This window comes from Pseudoxanthomonas sp. CF125, assembly GCF_900104085.1.
Lineage (GTDB): Bacteria > Pseudomonadota > Gammaproteobacteria > Xanthomonadales > Xanthomonadaceae > Pseudoxanthomonas_A.
The window spans coordinates 600,898-619,504 of sequence record NZ_FNLD01000001.1; the positions used below are offsets into that span (position 1 = coordinate 600,898).

Here is an 18,607-nt window from a genome sequence, read left to right on the forward strand (position 1 = left end):
GTCGGCTCACCTATCCCAGGACAAACAGATAATCATGCGCAGGATCGCCAAGCCCGTATTCCTCTGGATCGCAAGTTTCGCCTGCGTGGCCTTCGCTACATTGGGCACGGCACAGAACCTCACCGCGCCGCGTACTCCGCCATTGCTTCAGGTCAGCGGCGCCGAGACGCCGGTCGTGCTGCGTTCGGTGGATATCGACACCGTCGTGATGGGCGGTATGGCACAGACCACGGTCGAAATGGTGTTTTTCAATCCGAATGCGCGGCCGCTGGAAGGGAACCTGGATTTCCCGTTGCGCGATGGGCAGAACGTCACCGGCTTCGCGCTGGATTTCGACGGCAAGCTGCGTCCGGCAGTGCCGGTGGACAAAGCCAAGGGCCGACAGGTGTTCGAGGCCATCGAACGCCAACGGGTGGATCCGGCGTTGCTGGAACAGACCGTGGGCAATCACTTCAAGCTGCGCATTTTTCCCATTCCCGCCAACGGCAGCCGCCGCGTGCAGCTGCGCTACGTCGAAAGCCTGTCGCGCGAGGGCAAGGGCATGCGTCTGTCGTTGCCGCTCGGCTATGCCGAAGGCGTCGAAACGCTTTCGCTGCGTATCGCCGCCCAAGGCTTCAGCGGCAAACCGATGGCGGTCGGCGCGCTGGGTAAGGTCGAGTTCGAGCGCAATGGCAGGGGTTGGGTCGCGGATGTGCGCCGCACCAGCTTCAAGGGCAGTGGCGACCTGACCCTAAGCTTGCCCACGGCGGCAGGCCCGCAGGTTTATACGCAGGAATTCGATGGCAGCACCTACTTCCTCGCTGAAGTTCCGGTGCGGGAAACCGCGGCGCCGCGCGCCTTGCCCAAGCGCATGGGTCTGCTATGGGATAGTTCGGCCTCCGCGCGCAAGCGCGACATCGCCAGCGAGCTGGCCGTGTTGGACGCCTACTTCAAGGCCGCCGGCGCGATCGAAGTTTCGTTGGTGCGTCTGCGCGACCATGCCGATACGGCCGAGGATTTCAGCGTACGCGGCGGCGATTGGTCCGCATTGAAAACATCGCTGCTGGGCACGATCTACGACGGCGCGAGCAACCTCGGCGATTGGAAACCGCAGGCCGGGATCGGGGAATATCTGCTTTTCAGCGATGGCCTCGACAACTATGGCGCGCAACCCTTCCCCAAAGTCGATGCCAACCAGCGTCTTTATGCGCTGCATGCGGCAGGCGCCAATGCCGATGGCCAGCGTTTGCGCGCATGGTCCGAGGCTAGCGGTGGAAGCCTGATCGCCATCGGCGCTTCCGGCTTGGAGGTGGCGAAGAAGGCCTTGCTGGAAGAGAGCCCGCGATTGCTCTCCGAAACATTGGTCGGCGGCGAAGCGCTGGCGCACGAATCGGCAACGCCGCGCAACGGCATGTTCCGTATCGCCGGGCGGCTGCGTGGCAACGGCGGCAAGCTCCAGCTGCAATACCGTGACGGCCAAGGCCGCACGCAATCGTTGGCGTTGCCCGTGGAGGCGAGCGAAGCCGCTGCTAGCGGACCCATCGCACAGCTTTGGGCCGGTTATCAGATCGACGGCCTGTCCGGCGACCCGGAAACCAACCGTGCCAGCATCCGACGCCTTGGCCAGCAGTTCGGCATGGTGACCGCCGAAACCTCGCTGATCGTGCTGGAGACAGTGCAAGACTACGTGACTAACGAGATTGAGCCGCCACAGGAATTGCTGACCGCTTATACCGAACTGAAATCGCAGCGGACGAAGGAGATGGCGAGTTCGGAGAAAGAACGCATCGACGAAGTAGCCGTTGCCTTCGGGCAGAAAATAGAGTGGTGGAAGAACGGCTGGCCCAAAGGCCAGCCCGAGAAAAACATTCAGGAGACAGTTCCAGTGGCAGCGATCGCCTATGCCCCGGCGGCGCCGGTCGAGAGCCCGCCGCCAGAACCGATGCCTGCCCCCGACCAGGCGCAGCCGGCCGCTGTCGCTGCTGCCGATGGCTACGCCGACGGGAACAGCCTGGACAGGATCCAGGTCACCGCCGCCCGCTTGAGCGAGGACGGGATTGCGGAAAGCAAAAAAGATGGCAGCAACTCGGGCGATATCAGCATCGCCTTGCAGGCATGGGAACCGGATTCAGCCTACGCACGCCGCCTGCGCGAAGCGCCCGAGGATCGCATCTACGCCCTCTACCTGGACGAACGCGACTCCCACATCAACAGCACCGCCTTCTACTTGGATGTGGCCGATCTGTTGTTCCAGAAAGGCCAGCAGGCGCTCGCGCTGCGCGTGCTATCGAACCTGGCCGAACTGGATCTGGAGAACCGCCATGTGCTCCGCGTGCTCGCCTATCGCCTGATGCAGGCCAGGCAGCCGGCCCTGGCGGTGCCCGTATTCGAACAGGTCAAGCGCTTTGGGGAGGAAGAGCCCCAGAGTTTCCGCGACCTGGGGCTGGCGTATGCGGCGGTCGGAAAATCGCAGGCGGCCATTGACCAGCTGTACGAAGTGGTCAAACGCCAATGGGACGGCCGTTTCGACGGAGTCAAGCTGATCGCCCTGGCCGAACTCAACGACATTGCGGCCAATGCGAAGCAACGCCCGGACACCCGTCGCGTGGACCCGCGACTACTCAGGAACCTGCCGCTCGACCTGCGCGTGGTGCTGAGCTGGGACAGCGACAACAGCGACATGGACCTCTGGGTCACCGATCCCAACGGCGAGCGGTGCTATTACAGCAACCCGCACACCTACCAGGGCGGACTGATGTCCGACGACTTCACCGGCGGGTACGGGCCGGAAGAGTTCTCGCTGCGCGATGCCAAGCCGGGCAAGTACAAGGTGGAAGCCAACTTCTTCGGCGATCGCCAGCAGCTGGTTACCGGCACCACCACTCTGCAACTCAAACTCACCACCCACTTCGGCAGCGGTAAGGCCAAGGAACAGCTAGTCACCATGCGTTTGAAGGAGCAGGCGGAAACGGTGCTGGTGGGAGAGTTCGAGGTCAAGTGATCCACCACCTATGCGGAGACTCCGGGTCTCCGCATCGATTCGCTGCCACCGGAGCCGTGCTTGTTCCCGTTAAAGCGATGCAGGTGTGTCGGCAGCGTCCAGCTTTCGTGCGCGCGACCTGTTCTCTATCTTCAGGCCGAACAAGGGCCGCAACCAGCGGATGCGCTTGATGATCTCGTAGCCTCCGAAGCATACGGCGAACGTCAGTGCGACCAGCAACAGCCCTTCCGGCAAAGGCGGGATGCCTAGCGCTTTCAGGTTGTACGCAGCCACCACGATGACGGTCTGATGCAGGATGTAGACCGGGAACACCGCCGGGGTCAGGTAGCGCAGCGCCGGGCTGTCGGAATGCCGCAACCGATAGGCGAAACCGAAGATGGCGGCGATGCTGGCCCACTGGTTGGTCGCCCAGACCGCGCGCTGGAAGTTGCGCAGGGCGTCCGGCGGCGGATTGGCGTCGCCGTAGCCGCTGGCATAGAAGTACCAGATGAGGAAACCGTAGCTGGCCGCCGCCAGCGGCAGCGAAACCCAGCGCAGTCGCTGCAGCGATTCCCAGAAGCCCGTCGTGCGGGCCATCAGGAAGCCCAGCAGGAATACGCTGAAGTACTGCCCGTGGTTGTACCAGTCGTCGACCAGCGCATGGGTGGATTCGAAGCGCTCGACCAGGGCGATCCGGACGACCGCCAGCAACAGTACAGGCCACAGCAAAATGCCCGGACCCGACAGCCTGTGGCCAAGCCACTGGCTGGCACGGGGCAGGGCGCTGGGCGCAATGCAGTTGATCAGCCAGACCGCCACCGTATAGACCCACAGATAGACGACGAACCACAGGTGGTTCCAGGTCGGCAGGTCCAGGCAGCCGTCCTGGTCGCAGAACGAGCCGTCGCCGGCCAGGTAGCGCCCCCAGAAGGCCAGGTAGCCATCGTGGTAACCGCCCGGATAACCCGAATCCAGAATCTCGTAGTAGGACTGCGGGGGCACGATGACCAGCATGCCGAAGATCAGGGGCAGCAGCAGGCGCCAGGAACGCGAACCCAGGAAGCCTTTCGGCATCTTCGCCAACAGGAAGGCGCTGGCCGCGCCGGACACCAGGAACAGCAGCGACAGCCGCCAGGGGCCGGACAGCAGCATGAATGGTTCCAGGGTTTCGCCAGCGTGCGGACTTTTGACGTGCCAATCCCAACTCACGTAGTACATGCCCACGTGGTACAGCACCAATAAGCCGAAGGCGCAGACGCGCACCCAGTCGAGATCGTGGCGACGTTCCATGGCTAACCTTTTTTGTTGGGACAGGCCGCCATTGGCTGTCCGCGGCTGCCATGGCGCCAGGGCGAAGGGATTAGTTGCGGGCAGCAAGGGACCAATCGCTGCTTCCCGGGGATGGATGCCGGCGATCGAATAGCCCGCTCGCCTAGAATGCGCCGATGCCCTTGTCCGATTCCGACGCCGCCTATCGCCGTTTCCTGCCCTGGCAGCGTACCGTCGAGGTCGGCTTCTGGGTATTGCTGCTCGGCAGCAACTTCATCGGCAACAGCCTCACCACCCTGATGGAGATCAGGCGACACCCCTCGGACACCCTCAGCTGGGAACCGATGGTGTGGGAAGCGAGCAGCGGCCTGGTCTGGTTGCTGGCCCTGCTGCCCGCCATCGCCTGGTTCACCCGCCGCTTCCCGCTGCACTGGGACAACTGGCGACAGCGCATGCCGTGGTACCTGCTGGCCAGCGTGGCGGTTTCGCTGCTGCACGTGGCGGGGATGGTGGCGCTGCGCATGCTGGTCTACCGCTGGCAGGGCATGCAATACGATTTCGGCCCATGGGGCAGGGAATTCCTCTACGAATACCTGAAAGACATCCGCAGCTTCGCCTCCATCGTGGTGATGATGGAGGGCTACCGCTTCGTGCTGCGGCGCTGGCAAGGCGAGGCCAGCCTGCTGGACGCGCCCGACGAAGGACCGCCAGTGGAACCCGTCGAGCTGCCGGAGCGCTTCCTGGTGCGCAAGCTGGGCCGGGAGTTCCTGGTCGCGGCCAACGACATCGAATGGATCCAGGCCTCGGGCAACTACGTCAACCTGCGCGTCCGCCAGCACGACTACCCGTTGCGCAGCACCATCGCCGGCATCGAGACCAAGCTGGATCCGCGCCGCTTCGCCCGCGTCCATCGCAGCTACCTGGTGAACCTTGACCAGGTGGCTTCCATCGAACCCCTGGACACCGGCGATGCGCGCCTGCACCTGAAGGACGGGACCACACTGCCGTGCAGCCGCCGCTACCGCGCCGGCCTGCGTGGGCGGGTAGGCGCCAGCGCTGTGGATTCCAGCGCCTGAACATGCCGGTCTGCTGAGCCGGCCTGCTAGAATCGGCGGCTGTTTCAGCCTTTTGTTGCCCATACCCATGATCGAACTCAACCCCATCCGCCAGCGCATCGCCGATCTGCAGGAACGGCTGCATTCGCTTCGGGGGTATCTTTGACTACGACGCCAAGCGCGAGCGCCTGGAAGAAGTAAACCGCGAGCTGGAAAGCCCGGACATCTGGAACAACGCCGAGTACGCCCAGACCCTGGGCCGCGAACGTTCCAGCCTGGAAAAGAACGTCAACGGCATCGCCAGCCTGGAAGAAGGCCTGGGCGAAGCCAGCGAACTGCTGGATCTGGCCGAAAGCGAGAACGACGAGGAAACCGCGCTGGCCGTGGTGAGCGACGTGGACCGCTTCAATACGCACGTGGAGAAGCTGGAGTTCCAGCGCATGTTCTCCGGCGAACTGGACCCGGCCAACTGCTTCGTCGACATCCAGGCCGGCGCCGGCGGCACCGAAGCCCAGGACTGGGCCGAGATGATGCTGCGCATGTACCTGCGCTGGTGCGAATCGCGTGGCTGGAAGACCGAGCTGATGGAAGTCAGCGCCGGCGAAGTGGCCGGAGTGAAATCGGCTACCTTCCGTGTGGAAGGCGACTACGCCTACGGCTGGCTCAAGACCGAAATCGGCGTGCACCGGCTGGTGCGCAAATCGCCGTTCGATTCGGACAATCGCCGGCACACTTCGTTTACTTCGGTGTTCGTATCGCCAGAAGTCGATGACAACATCGAGATCGACATCAATCCGGCCGACCTGCGTACCGACGTCTACCGCTCCTCCGGCGCCGGCGGACAGCACGTCAACAAGACCGAGTCGGCGGTGCGTATTACCCACATCCCGACCAACACCGTGGTTGCCTGCCAGACCGGCCGCAGCCAGCACGCCAACCGCGACACCGCGATGAAGATGCTGAAGGCCAAGCTGTACGAGCTGGAGATCCAGAAGCGCAATACCGAGCGCGATGCGCTGGAAGCGACCAAGTCCGACATCGGCTGGGGCAGCCAGATCCGCAACTACGTGCTGGACCAGAGCCGCATCAAGGATCTGCGTACCGGCGTGGAGCGCACCGACACGCAGAAGGTGCTGGACGGCGATCTGGACGAATTCGTCGAGGCCAGCCTCAAATCCGGCCTGGAAGCCGGTTCCAAACGCAGCGACGCATAAGAAGCAACCGAAAGAAGCCGTCATCCCCGCGAAGGCGGGGATCCAGCGACTTTCGCTTCGCCAAGAAAAATCAAAGACACTGGGTTCCCGCTTTCGCGGGAATGACGATCGAAAACAGAACAGCGCGCAACCACGGCCGACTCTCATGACAGACACCACCACGCCTCCCGTCGACGAAAACAGCCTCATCGCCGAGCGCCGCGCGAAACTCACGGCCCTGCGCGGACAGGGCATCGCCTTCCCCAACGACTTCCGCCGCCTCGATTACGCCGGCGATTTGCAGACGCAATACGCCGACGCCGAGAAGTGGACGTCCGAAGCGCTGGAAGCGGCCAACCGCGAAGTGAAAGTCGCCGGCCGGCTGATGGCCAAGCGTGTCATGGGCAAGGCCAGCTTCGCCCAGATCCAGGACGAATCGGGGCGCGTGCAGCTGTTCCTGCAGTCCAACACGCTGGGCGAGGTCTACGACGCCTTCAAGGGCTGGGACGTTGGCGATATCGTCGGCGTGGAAGGCGGCCTGACCCGCACCCGCACCGGCGAACTGTCGATCAAGGTCTCTGCGCTGCGCCTGTTGACCAAGTCGCTGCGTCCGTTGCCGGACAAGTGGCACGGCCTGTCGGACGTGGAACAGCGCTACCGCCAGCGCTACGTCGATCTGATCGTGACGCCGGAAGCGCGCGAAGTCTTCATCAAGCGTTCCAAGATCATCCGCGCCATCCGCGAGTGGCTGGACGCGCGCCGCTTCCTGGAAGTGGAGACGCCGATGATGCATTACATTCCCGGCGGCGCCGCGGCCAAGCCGTTCACCACCCACCACAATGCGCTGGGTCTGGATCTGTATCTGCGGGTGGCGCCGGAGTTGTATCTCAAGCGCCTGGTCGTGGGCGGCATGGAGCGGGTATACGAGATCAACCGCAACTTCCGCAACGAGGGCGTCAGCACCCGCCACAACCCCGAATTCACCATGCTGGAGTTGTACGAGGCCTACGCCACCTACAACGAGATCATGGACCTGACCGAGGGCGTGATCCGCGACGTGGCCCACGAGGTCCTGGCGACCGGGCAGGTGACCTGGGACGGCGAAACCATCGACCTGGATCCTGCTTTCCGCCGCTGGCGCATGGACGAAGCCGTACGCCACCACAACCCGGAAATCAGCCTGGCCGACTGCACCGACCGCGAGGCCCTGGCCCGCCACTGCGAACGCCTGAAGATCCACGTCAAGCCCGGTTACGGCTGGGGCAGGCTGTTGCTGGAAATCTTCGAAAAGACGGTCGAGCACCATCTGGTCCAGCCGACCTTTATCACCGATCACCCCGTCGAGGTTTCGCCGCTGGCCCGCGCCAACGACGACCAGCCCGGCTACACCGATCGTTTCGAGCTGTTCGTCAACGGCAAGGAGCTGGCCAACGGCTTCTCCGAGCTCAACGATCCCGAGGACCAGGCGGCTCGCTTCCTGGCACAGGTCGAGGCGAAAGAGGGCGGCGACGACGAGGCCATGCACTTCGACGCCGACTACATCCGGGCCCTGGAAGTCGGCCTGGCCCCCACCGGAGGGCTGGGGATCGGCATCGACCGCCTGGTGATGATGCTGACCGGGTCGGACTCGATCCGCGACGTGCTGCTGTTCCCCTATATGCGCCCCGAAACCGCAGGCTGAAGGCGCTCAAAGTGACGCCATTGGGCAGCTTTTGCCCGCACGCCAGCTCTCTCCGTTGCCCTGCATTCCAGCCCGGCAGGTCCCTGAACCCGTCCATGGTCAATAATGTGATGTGTGTCACATTTATTCGTTGACGCGTTCAGATACCAGAAGTGGCACGGTTTCTGCGTTATTCCCGCTAAAGACAGGACTTTTCTCTCGTTCCCCCTAACATGCGGGTGAGGAGTCTCCCAGTTCCGAAGCGCCGGTTTGTTCGTCGCAAAGACGAGTTGGCCGGGAGGGGTTGAAGCTATGCTAGATGCCAGCAGGGTCTACACCGGAGTATCCTCTCCAGACAGCCATGTCACGTGGCCTCATGGGGTTGGAAACGGCTTGGATATCGTCATCGTCGACGATCAAACTTCTGCGCGCACCATGCTGCGCCATGTCATCGAGGACATCGCCTCGGAATTGTCCGTGCACGACTTCGGCGATCCCGCCGTCGCGCTGGCCTGGTGCGAAGCCAATCGCACCGACCTGTTGCTGCTGGACTACCGTATGCCCGGTATGGACGGACTGGAATTCGCGCGCCGGTTCCGCCGCCTGCCGATGCACCGCGATATCCCGATCATCCTGATCACCGTGGTCGGCGACGAGCCGATCCGCCAGGCCGCGCTGGAAGCCGGCGTCATCGACTTCCTGGTCAAGCCCGTGCGTCCGCGCGAGCTGCGCGCCCGCTGCCGCAACCTGCTGCAGCTTCGCCAGCAGAGCGAGAACATCAAACAGCGCGCCATGTCGCTGGAACAGCGGCTGCTTTCCAGCATGCACGAAGTGGAAGAGCGCGAACGCGAGACGCTTTCGCGGCTGGCCCGGGCCATCGAGTACCGCGACAGCGGCACCAGCGCCTACCTGGAACGCATGGCCCATATCGCTGGCCTGATCGCCGAACAACTGGGTCTGCCCGAAGACGAAGTGCGCGCCATCGAGATGGCCGCGCCACTGCACGACATGGGCAAGATCGCCATCCCCGATTCGGTGCTGATGAAGCCCGGCCCGTTGACCGAAGAAGAAACCGAGGTCATGCGCCGGCATCCGCGCATCGGCCACGAACTGCTCAGCGGCAGCCACAACCGTTTCATCCAGGCCGGCGCCATCATCGCGCTGCGCCACCACGAACGTTACGACGGTAGCGGCTATCCCGATGGCCTGAAGGGCGATGCCATTCCGCTGGAAGCCAGGATCGTGGCGGTCGCCGACGTGTTCGACGCGCTGATCTCGCCGCGTCCGTACAAGAAAGCCTGGGACCGGGACGCGGCGCTGGCGTATCTCTACGCGCAACGCGGCCGCCTGTTCGACCCGGCCTGCGTGGATGCGCTGGGCCGCGGCCGCGCCAGGCTGGACGATATCTGCGACCAGTTCTCCACCGTGCACGTCCGCCCTGGCATGCAGTAAGCCATGAAAGAGCTCACTTCCTGGCTGCACTCGCGCCTTGCCAACCGCCCCGACAGCGAACACGGGCAGGCACTGATCCGCCTGATCATTTTCAGCGGCGTGATGGTGTACATGCTGCTGGGCGCGGCTTTGGGCGGTCTGGACCAGGCTGTTTCCAACAGGGCGCTGGCGATGAGCTCGGTCGGCGTTACCGTGGGCCTGGGGCTGTACTGCTGGATCCTGTGGTCGCCGGGCAAATCCAACCTGCGCCGCATCATCGGCATGGTGACCGACTACGGCCTGATGTCGATCGCGATGGCGCTGATGGGCGAGCCGCTGGCTTGGCTGTACGTGATCATGATGTGGGTGACGGTCGGCAACGGCCTGCGCTACGGCAACCGTTACCTGGGCGGCGCGGTCAGCATAGCGGTGTTCGGTTTCGCCGGAGTGCTGCTGACCAACGAATACTGGGGCGAAAACGTCAGCCTGGGCGTCGGTCTTTTGGTGGGCCTGGTCGCGGTGCCCATGTACCTGTCCAATCTGCTGCGCCAGTTGACCCGCGCCACCGAAGAGGCTCGCCGCGCCAACGAAGCCAAGAGCCGCTTCCTGGCCAACATGAGCCATGAATTCCGCACGCCGCTCAACGGCCTGTCCGGCATGTCCGAGTTGCTGGCAACCACCCAGCTCGACAGCGAGCAGCGCGAATGCCTTTCCACCATCCAGGCTTCCACGCGCAGCATGCTGGCGCTGGTCGAGGACGTGCTGGACATTTCCGCGATCGAAGCGGGCAAACTGAAACTGGATATCGTCGAGTTCTCGCCGCGCGAGCTGGTCGACAACATAGGCATGATCCTGCTGCCGCAGGCACGGGCCAAGAAACTGGATTACAGCGTCCAGATTGCCGCCGACGTGCCGAACAAACTGCGCGGCGATGTCCGCCACCTGCGTCAGGTCCTGCTGAATCTGGCCGGCAACGCGGTCAAGTTCACCGACGTCGGAACCGTGCGCCTGGAGGTCAAGAACCTGACCGACGCCGGCGACAAGACCAAGTTGCGTTTCACCATCACCGATACGGGTATCGGTATTCCGGCGAGCACGCAGGCGAAGCTTTTCGAGGCCTTCGAACAAGCCGACGTCAGCCTGTCGCGCCGTTATGGCGGCACCGGCCTGGGCACCACCATCGCCAAGGGCCTGGCCGAGTCGATGGGCGGACGCATCGGTTTCGAAAGCGTGGAGAAGCAGGGCAGCAGTTTCTGGGTGGAAGTTCCCTTCGAAACCGTCGATGCCGCTCAAGCCCCCGTCGTACCCGCATGGATCGAGGACCATGCGCCGCACGGCGCGGAAAACATCATCGCGTTCTCCGATCCGTTCCTACGCCACCGCGCTCGCGTGCGCAGCCTGCAGATCCTGGTCGCCGACGATCACGAGGCCAACCGCATGGTCGTCCAGCGCCTGTTGCAGAAAGCGGGCCACCGGGTGGTCTGCGTGAACGGTGGCGAAGAAGTGCTGGATGCGCTGGAGATCGCCGATTACGACACCGTCATCGTCGACCTGCATATGCCCGGGATCAGCGGCCTGGATCTGCTGAAGCAGTTGCGCATCATGGAAGCCGGCGGCGGCCCGCGCACTCCGGTTTTGGTGCTCAGCGCCGACGTTACTCCCGATGCGATCTCGCGTTGCGAACAGGCCGGTGCGCGCGCATTCCTCGCCAAGCCGATCGTGGCCACCCGCTTGCTGGATGTGCTGGCCGAAATCGCGAACAACGGCCGCGTCGCCACGCCGGTCCAGGTCGGCAGGCAGGATCAGCCGGTGTCGGACGACGTGCTGAACCCCGGCGTGCTCAACGAGCTCAGCGCATTGGGCATGGGCGATGCCTTCGAACGCGAATTCATCACCCAATGCCTCAACGACGCCGAAGGCTGCCTGGGCGCGATGGCCCATGCGATGGAGCAGGGCGATGGCGCGCACATGCGCGAGCATGCGCATGCGCTCAAAGGCGTCGCGAGCAATCTGGGTCTGGTCAAGCTGGCCGGCGCCAGCGGCGAGATGATGAGGCTGGCCGACTCGGAAATGGCCAAGGAATGGCGCCAGCGCCTGGCCATGCTCAATACCTACCTCAGCCAGGGACGTACCGCGCTGGAAGCACGAGCGCGCAGCCGCCATGATGCGCTCGACAAAGGCGAGCGCAACTGACTGGTCCAAGCGAACCCTTGGTTCTTCAAGGGTTCGCCACTTCGTTAAATCTGAATCTCCGCTCTGCAATCGTGCCGCTTATGCGGCGTTGGATGCGCCCAGACGCCTTTCCTGCGCCCGGACAATGCGCTCCATCATGCGCAGCGACTTGTCGCCCAGGGCCAATGCCGTGTCCACCCATACTTCGGTGATGCCCATCAGCTCGTCGTAACCCACGCGCTGGGCGATGTTGCGCACGCTGTTCATGGCCAGATGGGCTTGCGGCGCGCGCTGCTGCTGGCGGATCAGTTCCTGCACGGCGATTTCGCCTTGACCCTTGGGAACCAGTACGTCCACCACGCCCATCTTGTACATCTCGTCGCTGGTGTAGATGTTGCCGTCCAGGATGATTTTTTCTGCAAGTTGCGGGGTAACGCGCTTGCACAGGAACGAATAGGCGCCCATGCCTGGGAACAGGCCGAACAGTACTTCCGGCAGACCCATGCCGACGCCTTCCTCGGCGACGATGGTGTGGCAGGCCAGGGCCATTTCCAATCCGCCGCCCAGCGCGTCGCCCTGGACCAGTGCGATGGTACGGACGTCGCCGCCCAATCCGGTGTGCAAACCATAGACGCCGTCCACGCAGCGGCGCGCATAGGCAAGCAGGTGTTCGCGGTCGTTGGCGCGGATCAATTGCGAGAACAGTTCCAGGTCGCCGCCCAGGTTGAAGGCCGAAGCCGCGGAAGCGAGCACGAAATGGCGCAGCTGTCCGGGCCGGCGCTCGCTGTCGCGCTTGATGATGGAGGAGGTGAAGCTCCACATGTCGTCCAACAGATCGTTGCGGAAACAGGGACGCATTCCGCTGCCGATGTTGTCGTGCATGTACAGCCAGTGGTTGTCGCCGCTGGGAGAAGATTCGGCGCGGATGGTGGAGTAATCACGGCTGCGCAGCAGTTTTTCGACGTTGCTCATTTTCGGGTCCTCGGCTTGAATGCTTTGTAAGGGAAGCTATGGGGTTAGGGCGGTGTTGCGATCTGGGTGAGTGGCGGGCCCGATCCTACACCTGAACACTCCGTTAAAAACCCCTTGCGGCGGCGTGAAGGGCCTTTGTACAGGTGTGATTGGTAGCACCACTTTAAGAATTGTGACGTTCGTCAAGAAATTCTGCATGGCGCTCCAGCCATTCGTGACCGTCAGGCCAAAAAAAAGCCGGCGTAAGCCGGCTTTGTTATCGATGTCCTCATGAGGGCCGGGGGACGGGGTCGCGCAGCTCCTTGCGCAGGATCTTGCCCACATTGGTCTTGGGCAGCTCGGTGCGGAACTCGACGGTCCTGGGCTGCTTGTAGCCGGTCATGTTCTCGCGGCAATAGGCCTTCACTTGCTCGGCCGTGAGCGAGGGGTCTTTCTTGACGATGAACACTTTCACGGCCTCGCCCGACTTCTCGTCCGGCACGCCTATCGCCGCCACCTCCAGCACGCCTTCCATGCCGGCGATGACGTCCTCCACCTCGTTCGGATACACATTGAATCCCGACACCAGGATCATGTCCTTCTTGCGATCGACGATATAGAAGAAGCCTTCCGCGTCCATTTTCGCCATGTCGCCGGTGTGCAGCCAGCCATCGGAATCGATGGAATTGGCCGTCTCCTCAGGGCGCTGCCAGTACCCCTTCATTACCTGCGGGCCTTTCACGCAAAGCTCGCCGACCACCTCCAGCCCGCTCACGATATTGCCGTCGTCGTCCTTCAGGCACACATCGGTCGAAGGAATGGGCAATCCGATGGCGCCGTTGTAGTCCTTCAGGTCGGGCGGGTTGATGCAGGCGGCCGGAGAGGTTTCGGTAAGACCATAGGCTTCCACCAGAGTCACGCCAGTCACTTTCTTCCACTTCTCCGCCACCGCGCGCTGGACCGCCATGCCGCCGCCCAGCGTCATCTTCAGTTTGCTGAAGTCGACCTGGTCGAAACCAGGGGTGTTCAACAAGCCATTGAACAGCGTGTTGACGCCGGTGATCGCGGTGAAGGGCGTCTTGCTCAGTTCCTTCACGAAACCCGGCATGTCGCGCGGATTGGTGATGAGGTAGTTCTCCGCGCCGAACTTCATGAAGACCAGGCAATTGGCCGTCAAGGCGAAGATGTGGTACAGCGGCAGGGCGGTGACGATGACCTCTTGCCCGGCCACGGCGCTGCCGCCTATCCACACCGAGGCCTGCTGCATGTTGGCCACCAGATTGCGATGGGTCAGCATCGCGCCCTTGGCCACGCCGGTGGTGCCGCCGGTGTACTGCAGGAAGGCGATGTCTTCGCCATCGATATCTATTTCGGGCAGCTGATGCATCCGGCCCAGGGTCAATGCATCCTTGAAGCGGACCGCACCGGCGATGTCGTAGTCCGGGATCATCTTCTTCACGTACTTCAGCACGAAGTTGACGATGGTCCCCTTGGGGAAGCCGACCAGGTCGCCCAGCCCGGTGGTGATGACCTGTTTGAGCGGCGTATCGGCCACCACTTCCTGCACGGTGTGGCCGAAATTGTCCACCACCACCAGTGCGCTGGCGCCCGAGTCGATCAGCTGGTGCTTGAGTTCGCGCGCGGTGTACATCGGGTTGACGTTCACCACGGTCAGCCCGGCGCGCAGGATGCCGAAGATGGCGATCGGGTATTGCAGGCAGTTGGGCGCCATGATGGCGACGCGGTCGCCTTTCTTGAGCTTCAACTCGCCCAGCAGGTAGGCCGCGAAATGGCGGCTGAGCACCTCTATTTCGTTATAGGTCAGGGTCTTGCCGAAGTTGGAGAATGCCGGGCGGCCATTGAAATTCTTGACTGCTGTTTCGAATACCGAAACGATCGAGCGGTATTCGTCCAGATCGATTTCATGCGGCACGCCTTGCGGATAATTCTTGAACCACGGACGATCCTGACTCATCTTTCACTCCCTCCCCAGGGCCTTGTTTGGTCCGGCACATGCGAAGAGCAAGTGTCCGTTTGTGGGGTTCCACGATACGAGCATACCGCCCCGGATGGAAAAGGCGAAGACATTGGAATCGAGACTGCGGACCTTTCGGCGGCTGGTCCGAACCGGCTTGCTGCTGCTGGCTCTGGCGGCACTGGCCGCTTGCGCGCGCGATACGCCGGAAACGGCGCTGCGCGCGCAACTGCAGCGCATGCAGGCCGCGGCGACCGAACGCAGAGCAGGGGATTTCATGGAAGGCGTGTCTGCCGATTTCATCGGAAACGATGGAATGGATCGTGCTGCATTGCACAATCTAATGCGGGCACAGGTATTGAGCAATTCGACGATAGGCGTAACCATCGGACCGGTCGAATTCGAAGAGAAATCGGGCCAGGCGACTTTGCGCTTCACGGCGCTGCTGACCGGAAGCCAGGGTCGCTTCATTCCCGATAGCGCGCAGACGTATTCCATCATCACCGGCTGGCGCCTGGAAGACGGCGAATGGCGCGTTTATTACGCGCAATGGAAACCAAACCCGTAACTGGGAATCCGTCACCGTAGGTCGGGGCTACGTCCCCGACGTGCGGCAATCGATATCTCATGCGTCGGGGACGTAGCCCCGACCTACGCCGCCTTTCTGGCCGCCAATTGACGCAGCACGTAGTGCAGCAGACCGCCGTTGCGGAAGTACTCCACTTCCTTGGGCGTGAGCAACAGCACCTTGGCGTCGAACTTCAGCGTGCTACCGTCCGCGCGGGTTGCGGTGAGTGTGGCCTGCTTGCCGGCGCCGTCCTCCAAGCCGGAGATGTCGAAGGTTTCCGAACCGTCCAGCCCCAGCGTCTGCGCGTTCTCGCCCTCCTTGAACTGCAGGGGCAGCACGCCCATGCCGACCAGGTTGGAACGGTGGATGCGCTCGAAACTTTCGGCGACCACCGCTTTGACTCCCAGCAAGTTGGTGCCTTTTGCTGCCCAGTCGCGCGACGATCCGGTACCGTACTCCTTGCCCGCAAACACCACCAACGGCACGCCGTCGGCCTTGTATTTCATGGCCGCATCGTAGATGGCCATTTTTTCTCCGGTTGCGTTTTTACCGCTGAAATAAAGGGTATTTCCGCCTTCCTCGCCGCCGAACATCAGGTTCTTGATGCGGATATTGGCGAAGGTGCCGCGCACCATCACATCGTCATTGCCGCGGCGCGAACCGTAGCTGTTGAAGTCGATCGGCTGCACGCCGCGTTCCTGCAGGAAGCGGCCGGCGGGCGAGTCCTTCTTGATGTTGCCGGCCGGCGAAATGTGGTCGGTGGTGATGGAGTCGCCGAACAGGCCGAGCACGCGCGCGCCGTGCACATCGTCGATCGTGCCCACCTGCATGGTCATGCCGTCGAAGTAGGGCGGGTTCTTGATGTAGGTGGAGGCCGCATCCCACGCGTAGGACTCGCCATCTGGCGATTCGATCAAGGCCCAGCGCGAGTCGCCCTTGAACACGTCCGCGTAGTTCTGCGCGAACAGTTCCGGTCCGACCGTGGCCGCAATGGCGTCGCCGATTTCCTTGTTGCTGGGCCAGATATCGCGCAGGTAGACGTCCTGGCCGTCCGTTCCTTTGCCCAGCGGCTGCGTGGTCAGATCGATGTTGACCGTGCCGGCGATGGCATAGGCCACCACCAGCGGTGGCGAGGCCAGATAGTTGGCTTTCACTTCCGGGTGCACGCGGCCTTCGAAATTGCGGTTGCCCGACAGCACCGAAGCCACCACCAGTTCGTTCTCGGCGATGCCTTTGGATACGGCATCCGGCAACGGCCCAGAATTGCCGATGCAGGTCGTGCAGCCGTAGCCGACGACGAAGAAGCCGAGCTTTTCCAGTTCCGAAAGAACCCCGGCTTTCTTCAGATAGTCGGTGACTACCAGCGAACCCGGCCCAAGCGAGGTTTTCACCCAGGGCGCGGACTTCAGGCCCTTGGCCACCGCGTTGCGCGCCAGCAGGCCGGCGCCCAGCATTACCGCCGGGTTCGAGGTGTTGGTGCAGGAAGTGATCGCGGCGATGACCACCGAACCGTCGTTGAGCTCGGCATCCTGCTCCTGGATGAAGATCTTGGAAATCGGCTTGGCGGCAAGATGCTCGGCCTGCGGCTGTCCGCCGCCTTCGGCCTTGAATTCTTCCACCGCGCAACCGGTCTTCAACTTCCGGTTTGCGGTCAGCGGGCCGAGGTTCTCGGTGAAATTGCGGCCCACATCTTCCAGCAGCACCCGGTCCTGCGGGCGCTTCGGACCGGCCATCGACGGCCGCACTTCGGCCATGTCCAGATGCAGCGTCGCCGAATAGGTCGCTTCCTGCTGGCCCGGTTCGTGCCACAAACCCTGGGCCTTGGCGTAGCTTTCCACCAGAGCGATCAGATCGGCCGGGCGCCCGGAAAGGCGCAGGTAGGTCAGCGATTCCGAATCGATGGGAAAGATGCCGCAGGTGGCGCCGTATTCGGGCGCCATGTTGGCGATGGTGGCGCGGTCGGCCAGTGGCAGGTGCTGCAGACCGTCGCCGAAGAATTCCACGAACTTTCCGACCACGCCGAACTTGCGCAGCATCTGGGTGACGGTCAGCACCAGATCGGTGGCGGTGGCGCCTTCGGGAAGCTTGCCGGTCAGTTTGAAGCCCACCACCTGCGGAATCAGCATGGACGAAGGCTGGCCCAGCATCGCGGCCTCGGCCTCGATACCGCCCACGCCCCAGCCCAACACACCGATGCCGTTGATCATGGTGGTGTGCGAATCGGTGCCGAACACGGTATCGGGGAACGCCAGCAGTTCGCCGTCCACCTCGCGCTCCATCACCACGCGGGCGAGGTTCTCCAGGTTCACCTGGTGGACGATGCCGGTGTTGGGCGGCACCACCTTGAAGTTACCGAAGGATTTCTGGCCCCAGCGCAGGAAGCTGTAGCGCTCCTTGTTGCGTTCGAATTCGATCTTGCCGTTGAGGTCCAGCGCATCGGCGCGGCCGAACACGTCCACCTGCACCGAGTGGTCGATGACCAGCTCGGAAGGAATCAGCGGGTTGATCTGGCTGGCCTTGCCACCCAATTTTCCCACCGCATCGCGCATGGCGGCCAGATCGACCACGCAGGGCACGCCGGTGAAATCCTGCAGCACCACCCGCGCCGGCATGAAGGCGATTTCGGTGTCCGGCTCGCGGGTCGCATCCCACTGCGCCACCGCTTCGATATGGTCCTTGCCCACGGTCATGCCGCCGTCTTCGTGGCGCAGCAGGTTCTCCAGCAGGATCTTCATGGAGTAGGGCAGGCGGGCGAATGCCTGCCCCGGACTCGATCCGGGGTCGAAGCGCTGGCCCAGTTTGGGCAGGCTGAAGTAGGTGTAGGACTTGCCATTGACCTGCAGGGAGGTACGGGTGGCGAAGGAATCACTCATCGGGAGGCTCCTGTAGCTGGGGGAGGGCGCGGTTGGCGCTTGCTGCGGGTCAGGCCGTCATACCGCATCGACCGTTCAGTGATTATCCCCAATCGGGGTGTCATCCACCTTACGACCAATGTAGGTCGGAGCTACGCTCCCGACGTTCCGGATGCACAGGGTCGGGGACGTAGCCCCGACCTACGCAGTATGCGCGCTTGAGTATGGATAATAAAGTACGTATTATTGCGGCATACCTGAGGAGCATGCCGATGGAAGCGACCGTCGCCGAACGTGGCCAGATCACCCTGCCCAAGGCAGTGCGCGATGCTCTGGGCCTTACCAAGGGCAGCATCCTGAAAGTCGAGCTGGAGAACGGCCGTATCGTCCTGCGCAAGAGCGTGGACGATGCGATTTCCCGCGCACGCGGCCGCTTCAAATTGGATGGCTTCGATTCCACCGACGAGGCCATGCGCGCCATCCGCGGGCGCGCGCCCGGCGATCCGCTAGATCCTTGAAACG

General features: G+C 63.0%; 12 protein-coding genes. 8 read left to right on the forward strand and 4 right to left on the reverse strand.

The window, feature by feature from the left end:
* The first annotated feature begins 34 nt into the window (after positions 1-34).
* Complete coding sequence (locus BLR66_RS02715; RefSeq protein WP_093280091.1) at positions 35-2,980, forward strand: VIT domain-containing protein; 2,946 nt, start codon at positions 35-37, stop codon at positions 2,978-2,980.
* Between the two features lie 69 nt (positions 2,981-3,049).
* On the opposite strand, the gene BLR66_RS02720 is transcribed toward BLR66_RS02715, so the two are convergent.
* Positions 3,050-4,249: an acyltransferase family protein gene (locus BLR66_RS02720; protein ID WP_093280092.1), complete on the reverse strand. Its 1,200-nt coding sequence runs from the start codon at positions 4,247-4,249 to the stop codon at positions 3,050-3,052.
* A 155-nt stretch (positions 4,250-4,404) separates the two neighbouring features.
* On the opposite strand from BLR66_RS02720, the gene BLR66_RS02725 reads away from it, so the two are divergent.
* The 5 genes from BLR66_RS02725 (at position 4,405) to BLR66_RS02745 (ending at position 11,760) form a co-directional block, all read left to right on the forward strand.
* The gene (locus BLR66_RS02725) at positions 4,405-5,304 is read left to right on the forward strand and encodes a LytTR family DNA-binding domain-containing protein (RefSeq protein ID WP_093280093.1); all 900 of its coding nucleotides are present in this window, start codon (positions 4,405-4,407) and stop codon (positions 5,302-5,304) included.
* Positions 5,305-5,371: 67 nt separating this feature from the next.
* Positions 5,372-6,497, forward strand: a protein-coding gene (gene prfB / locus BLR66_RS02730; RefSeq protein WP_143014531.1) for a peptide chain release factor 2 whose coding sequence is annotated in 2 segments (ribosomal slippage) — positions 5,372-5,446 and positions 5,448-6,497 — 1,125 coding nt in all. Because the reading frame shifts where the segments join, the coding sequence is not laid out codon by codon here.
* Between the two features lie 145 nt (positions 6,498-6,642).
* Positions 6,643-8,157 (forward strand): lysine--tRNA ligase, encoded by a 1,515-nt coding sequence (gene lysS / locus BLR66_RS02735; protein ID WP_093280095.1) that lies wholly within the window; start codon positions 6,643-6,645, stop codon positions 8,155-8,157.
* A 291-nt stretch (positions 8,158-8,448) separates the two neighbouring features.
* A complete protein-coding gene (locus BLR66_RS02740; protein WP_093280096.1) occupies positions 8,449-9,588 on the forward strand; it encodes a cyclic di-GMP phosphodiesterase response regulator RpfG in 1,140 nt (379 codons plus the stop codon).
* Between the two features lie 3 nt (positions 9,589-9,591).
* Positions 9,592-11,760, forward strand: a complete 2,169-nt coding sequence (locus tag BLR66_RS02745) for an ATP-binding protein (protein WP_093280097.1) — start codon at positions 9,592-9,594, stop codon at positions 11,758-11,760.
* 78 nt (positions 11,761-11,838) lie between these two features.
* On the opposite strand, the gene BLR66_RS02750 is transcribed toward BLR66_RS02745, so the two are convergent.
* Positions 11,839-12,711: a crotonase/enoyl-CoA hydratase family protein gene (locus BLR66_RS02750; RefSeq protein WP_093280098.1), complete on the reverse strand. Its 873-nt coding sequence runs from the start codon at positions 12,709-12,711 to the stop codon at positions 11,839-11,841.
* A 268-nt stretch (positions 12,712-12,979) separates the two neighbouring features.
* Positions 12,980-14,665, reverse strand: coding sequence for a long-chain fatty acid--CoA ligase (locus BLR66_RS02755; protein ID WP_093280099.1), 1,686 nt, complete (start codon positions 14,663-14,665; stop codon positions 12,980-12,982).
* Positions 14,666-14,822: 157 nt separating this feature from the next.
* On the opposite strand from BLR66_RS02755, the gene BLR66_RS02760 reads away from it, so the two are divergent.
* A complete protein-coding gene (locus BLR66_RS02760; protein WP_093284220.1) occupies positions 14,823-15,233 on the forward strand; it encodes a hypothetical protein in 411 nt (136 codons plus the stop codon).
* An 83-nt stretch (positions 15,234-15,316) separates the two neighbouring features.
* Here the strand turns inward: BLR66_RS02760 and acnA are convergent, their stop codons facing one another.
* Positions 15,317-18,106: an aconitate hydratase AcnA gene (gene acnA, locus BLR66_RS02765; protein WP_093280100.1), complete on the reverse strand. Its 2,790-nt coding sequence runs from the start codon at positions 18,104-18,106 to the stop codon at positions 15,317-15,319.
* A 251-nt stretch (positions 18,107-18,357) separates the two neighbouring features.
* Here acnA and BLR66_RS02770 point away from each other — a divergent pair, with 251 nt between their 5' ends.
* Positions 18,358-18,603, forward strand: coding sequence for an AbrB/MazE/SpoVT family DNA-binding domain-containing protein (locus tag BLR66_RS02770; RefSeq protein ID WP_093280101.1), 246 nt, complete (start codon positions 18,358-18,360; stop codon positions 18,601-18,603).
* Positions 18,604-18,607 lie beyond the last annotated feature (4 nt).

Bases quoted from the DNA above. Each gene is read 5' to 3' on its own strand.
- acnA (WP_093280100.1), bottom strand. From the start codon at position 18,106: ATGAGTGATTCCTTCGCCACCCGTACCTCCCTGCAGGTCAATGGCAAG.
- BLR66_RS02715 (WP_093280091.1), top strand. From the start codon at position 35: ATGCGCAGGATCGCCAAGCCCGTATTCCTCTGGATCGCAAGTTTCGCC.
- BLR66_RS02750 (WP_093280098.1), bottom strand. From the start codon at position 12,711: ATGAGCAACGTCGAAAAACTGCTGCGCAGCCGTGATTACTCCACCATC.
- BLR66_RS02725 (WP_093280093.1), top strand. From the start codon at position 4,405: ATGCCCTTGTCCGATTCCGACGCCGCCTATCGCCGTTTCCTGCCCTGG.
- BLR66_RS02755 (WP_093280099.1), bottom strand. From the start codon at position 14,665: ATGAGTCAGGATCGTCCGTGGTTCAAGAATTATCCGCAAGGCGTGCCG.
- BLR66_RS02720 (WP_093280092.1), bottom strand. From the start codon at position 4,249: ATGGAACGTCGCCACGATCTCGACTGGGTGCGCGTCTGCGCCTTCGGC.
- lysS (WP_093280095.1), top strand. From the start codon at position 6,643: ATGACAGACACCACCACGCCTCCCGTCGACGAAAACAGCCTCATCGCC.
- BLR66_RS02770 (WP_093280101.1), top strand. From the start codon at position 18,358: ATGGAAGCGACCGTCGCCGAACGTGGCCAGATCACCCTGCCCAAGGCA.
- BLR66_RS02745 (WP_093280097.1), top strand. From the start codon at position 9,592: ATGAAAGAGCTCACTTCCTGGCTGCACTCGCGCCTTGCCAACCGCCCC.
- BLR66_RS02740 (WP_093280096.1), top strand. From the start codon at position 8,449: ATGCTAGATGCCAGCAGGGTCTACACCGGAGTATCCTCTCCAGACAGC.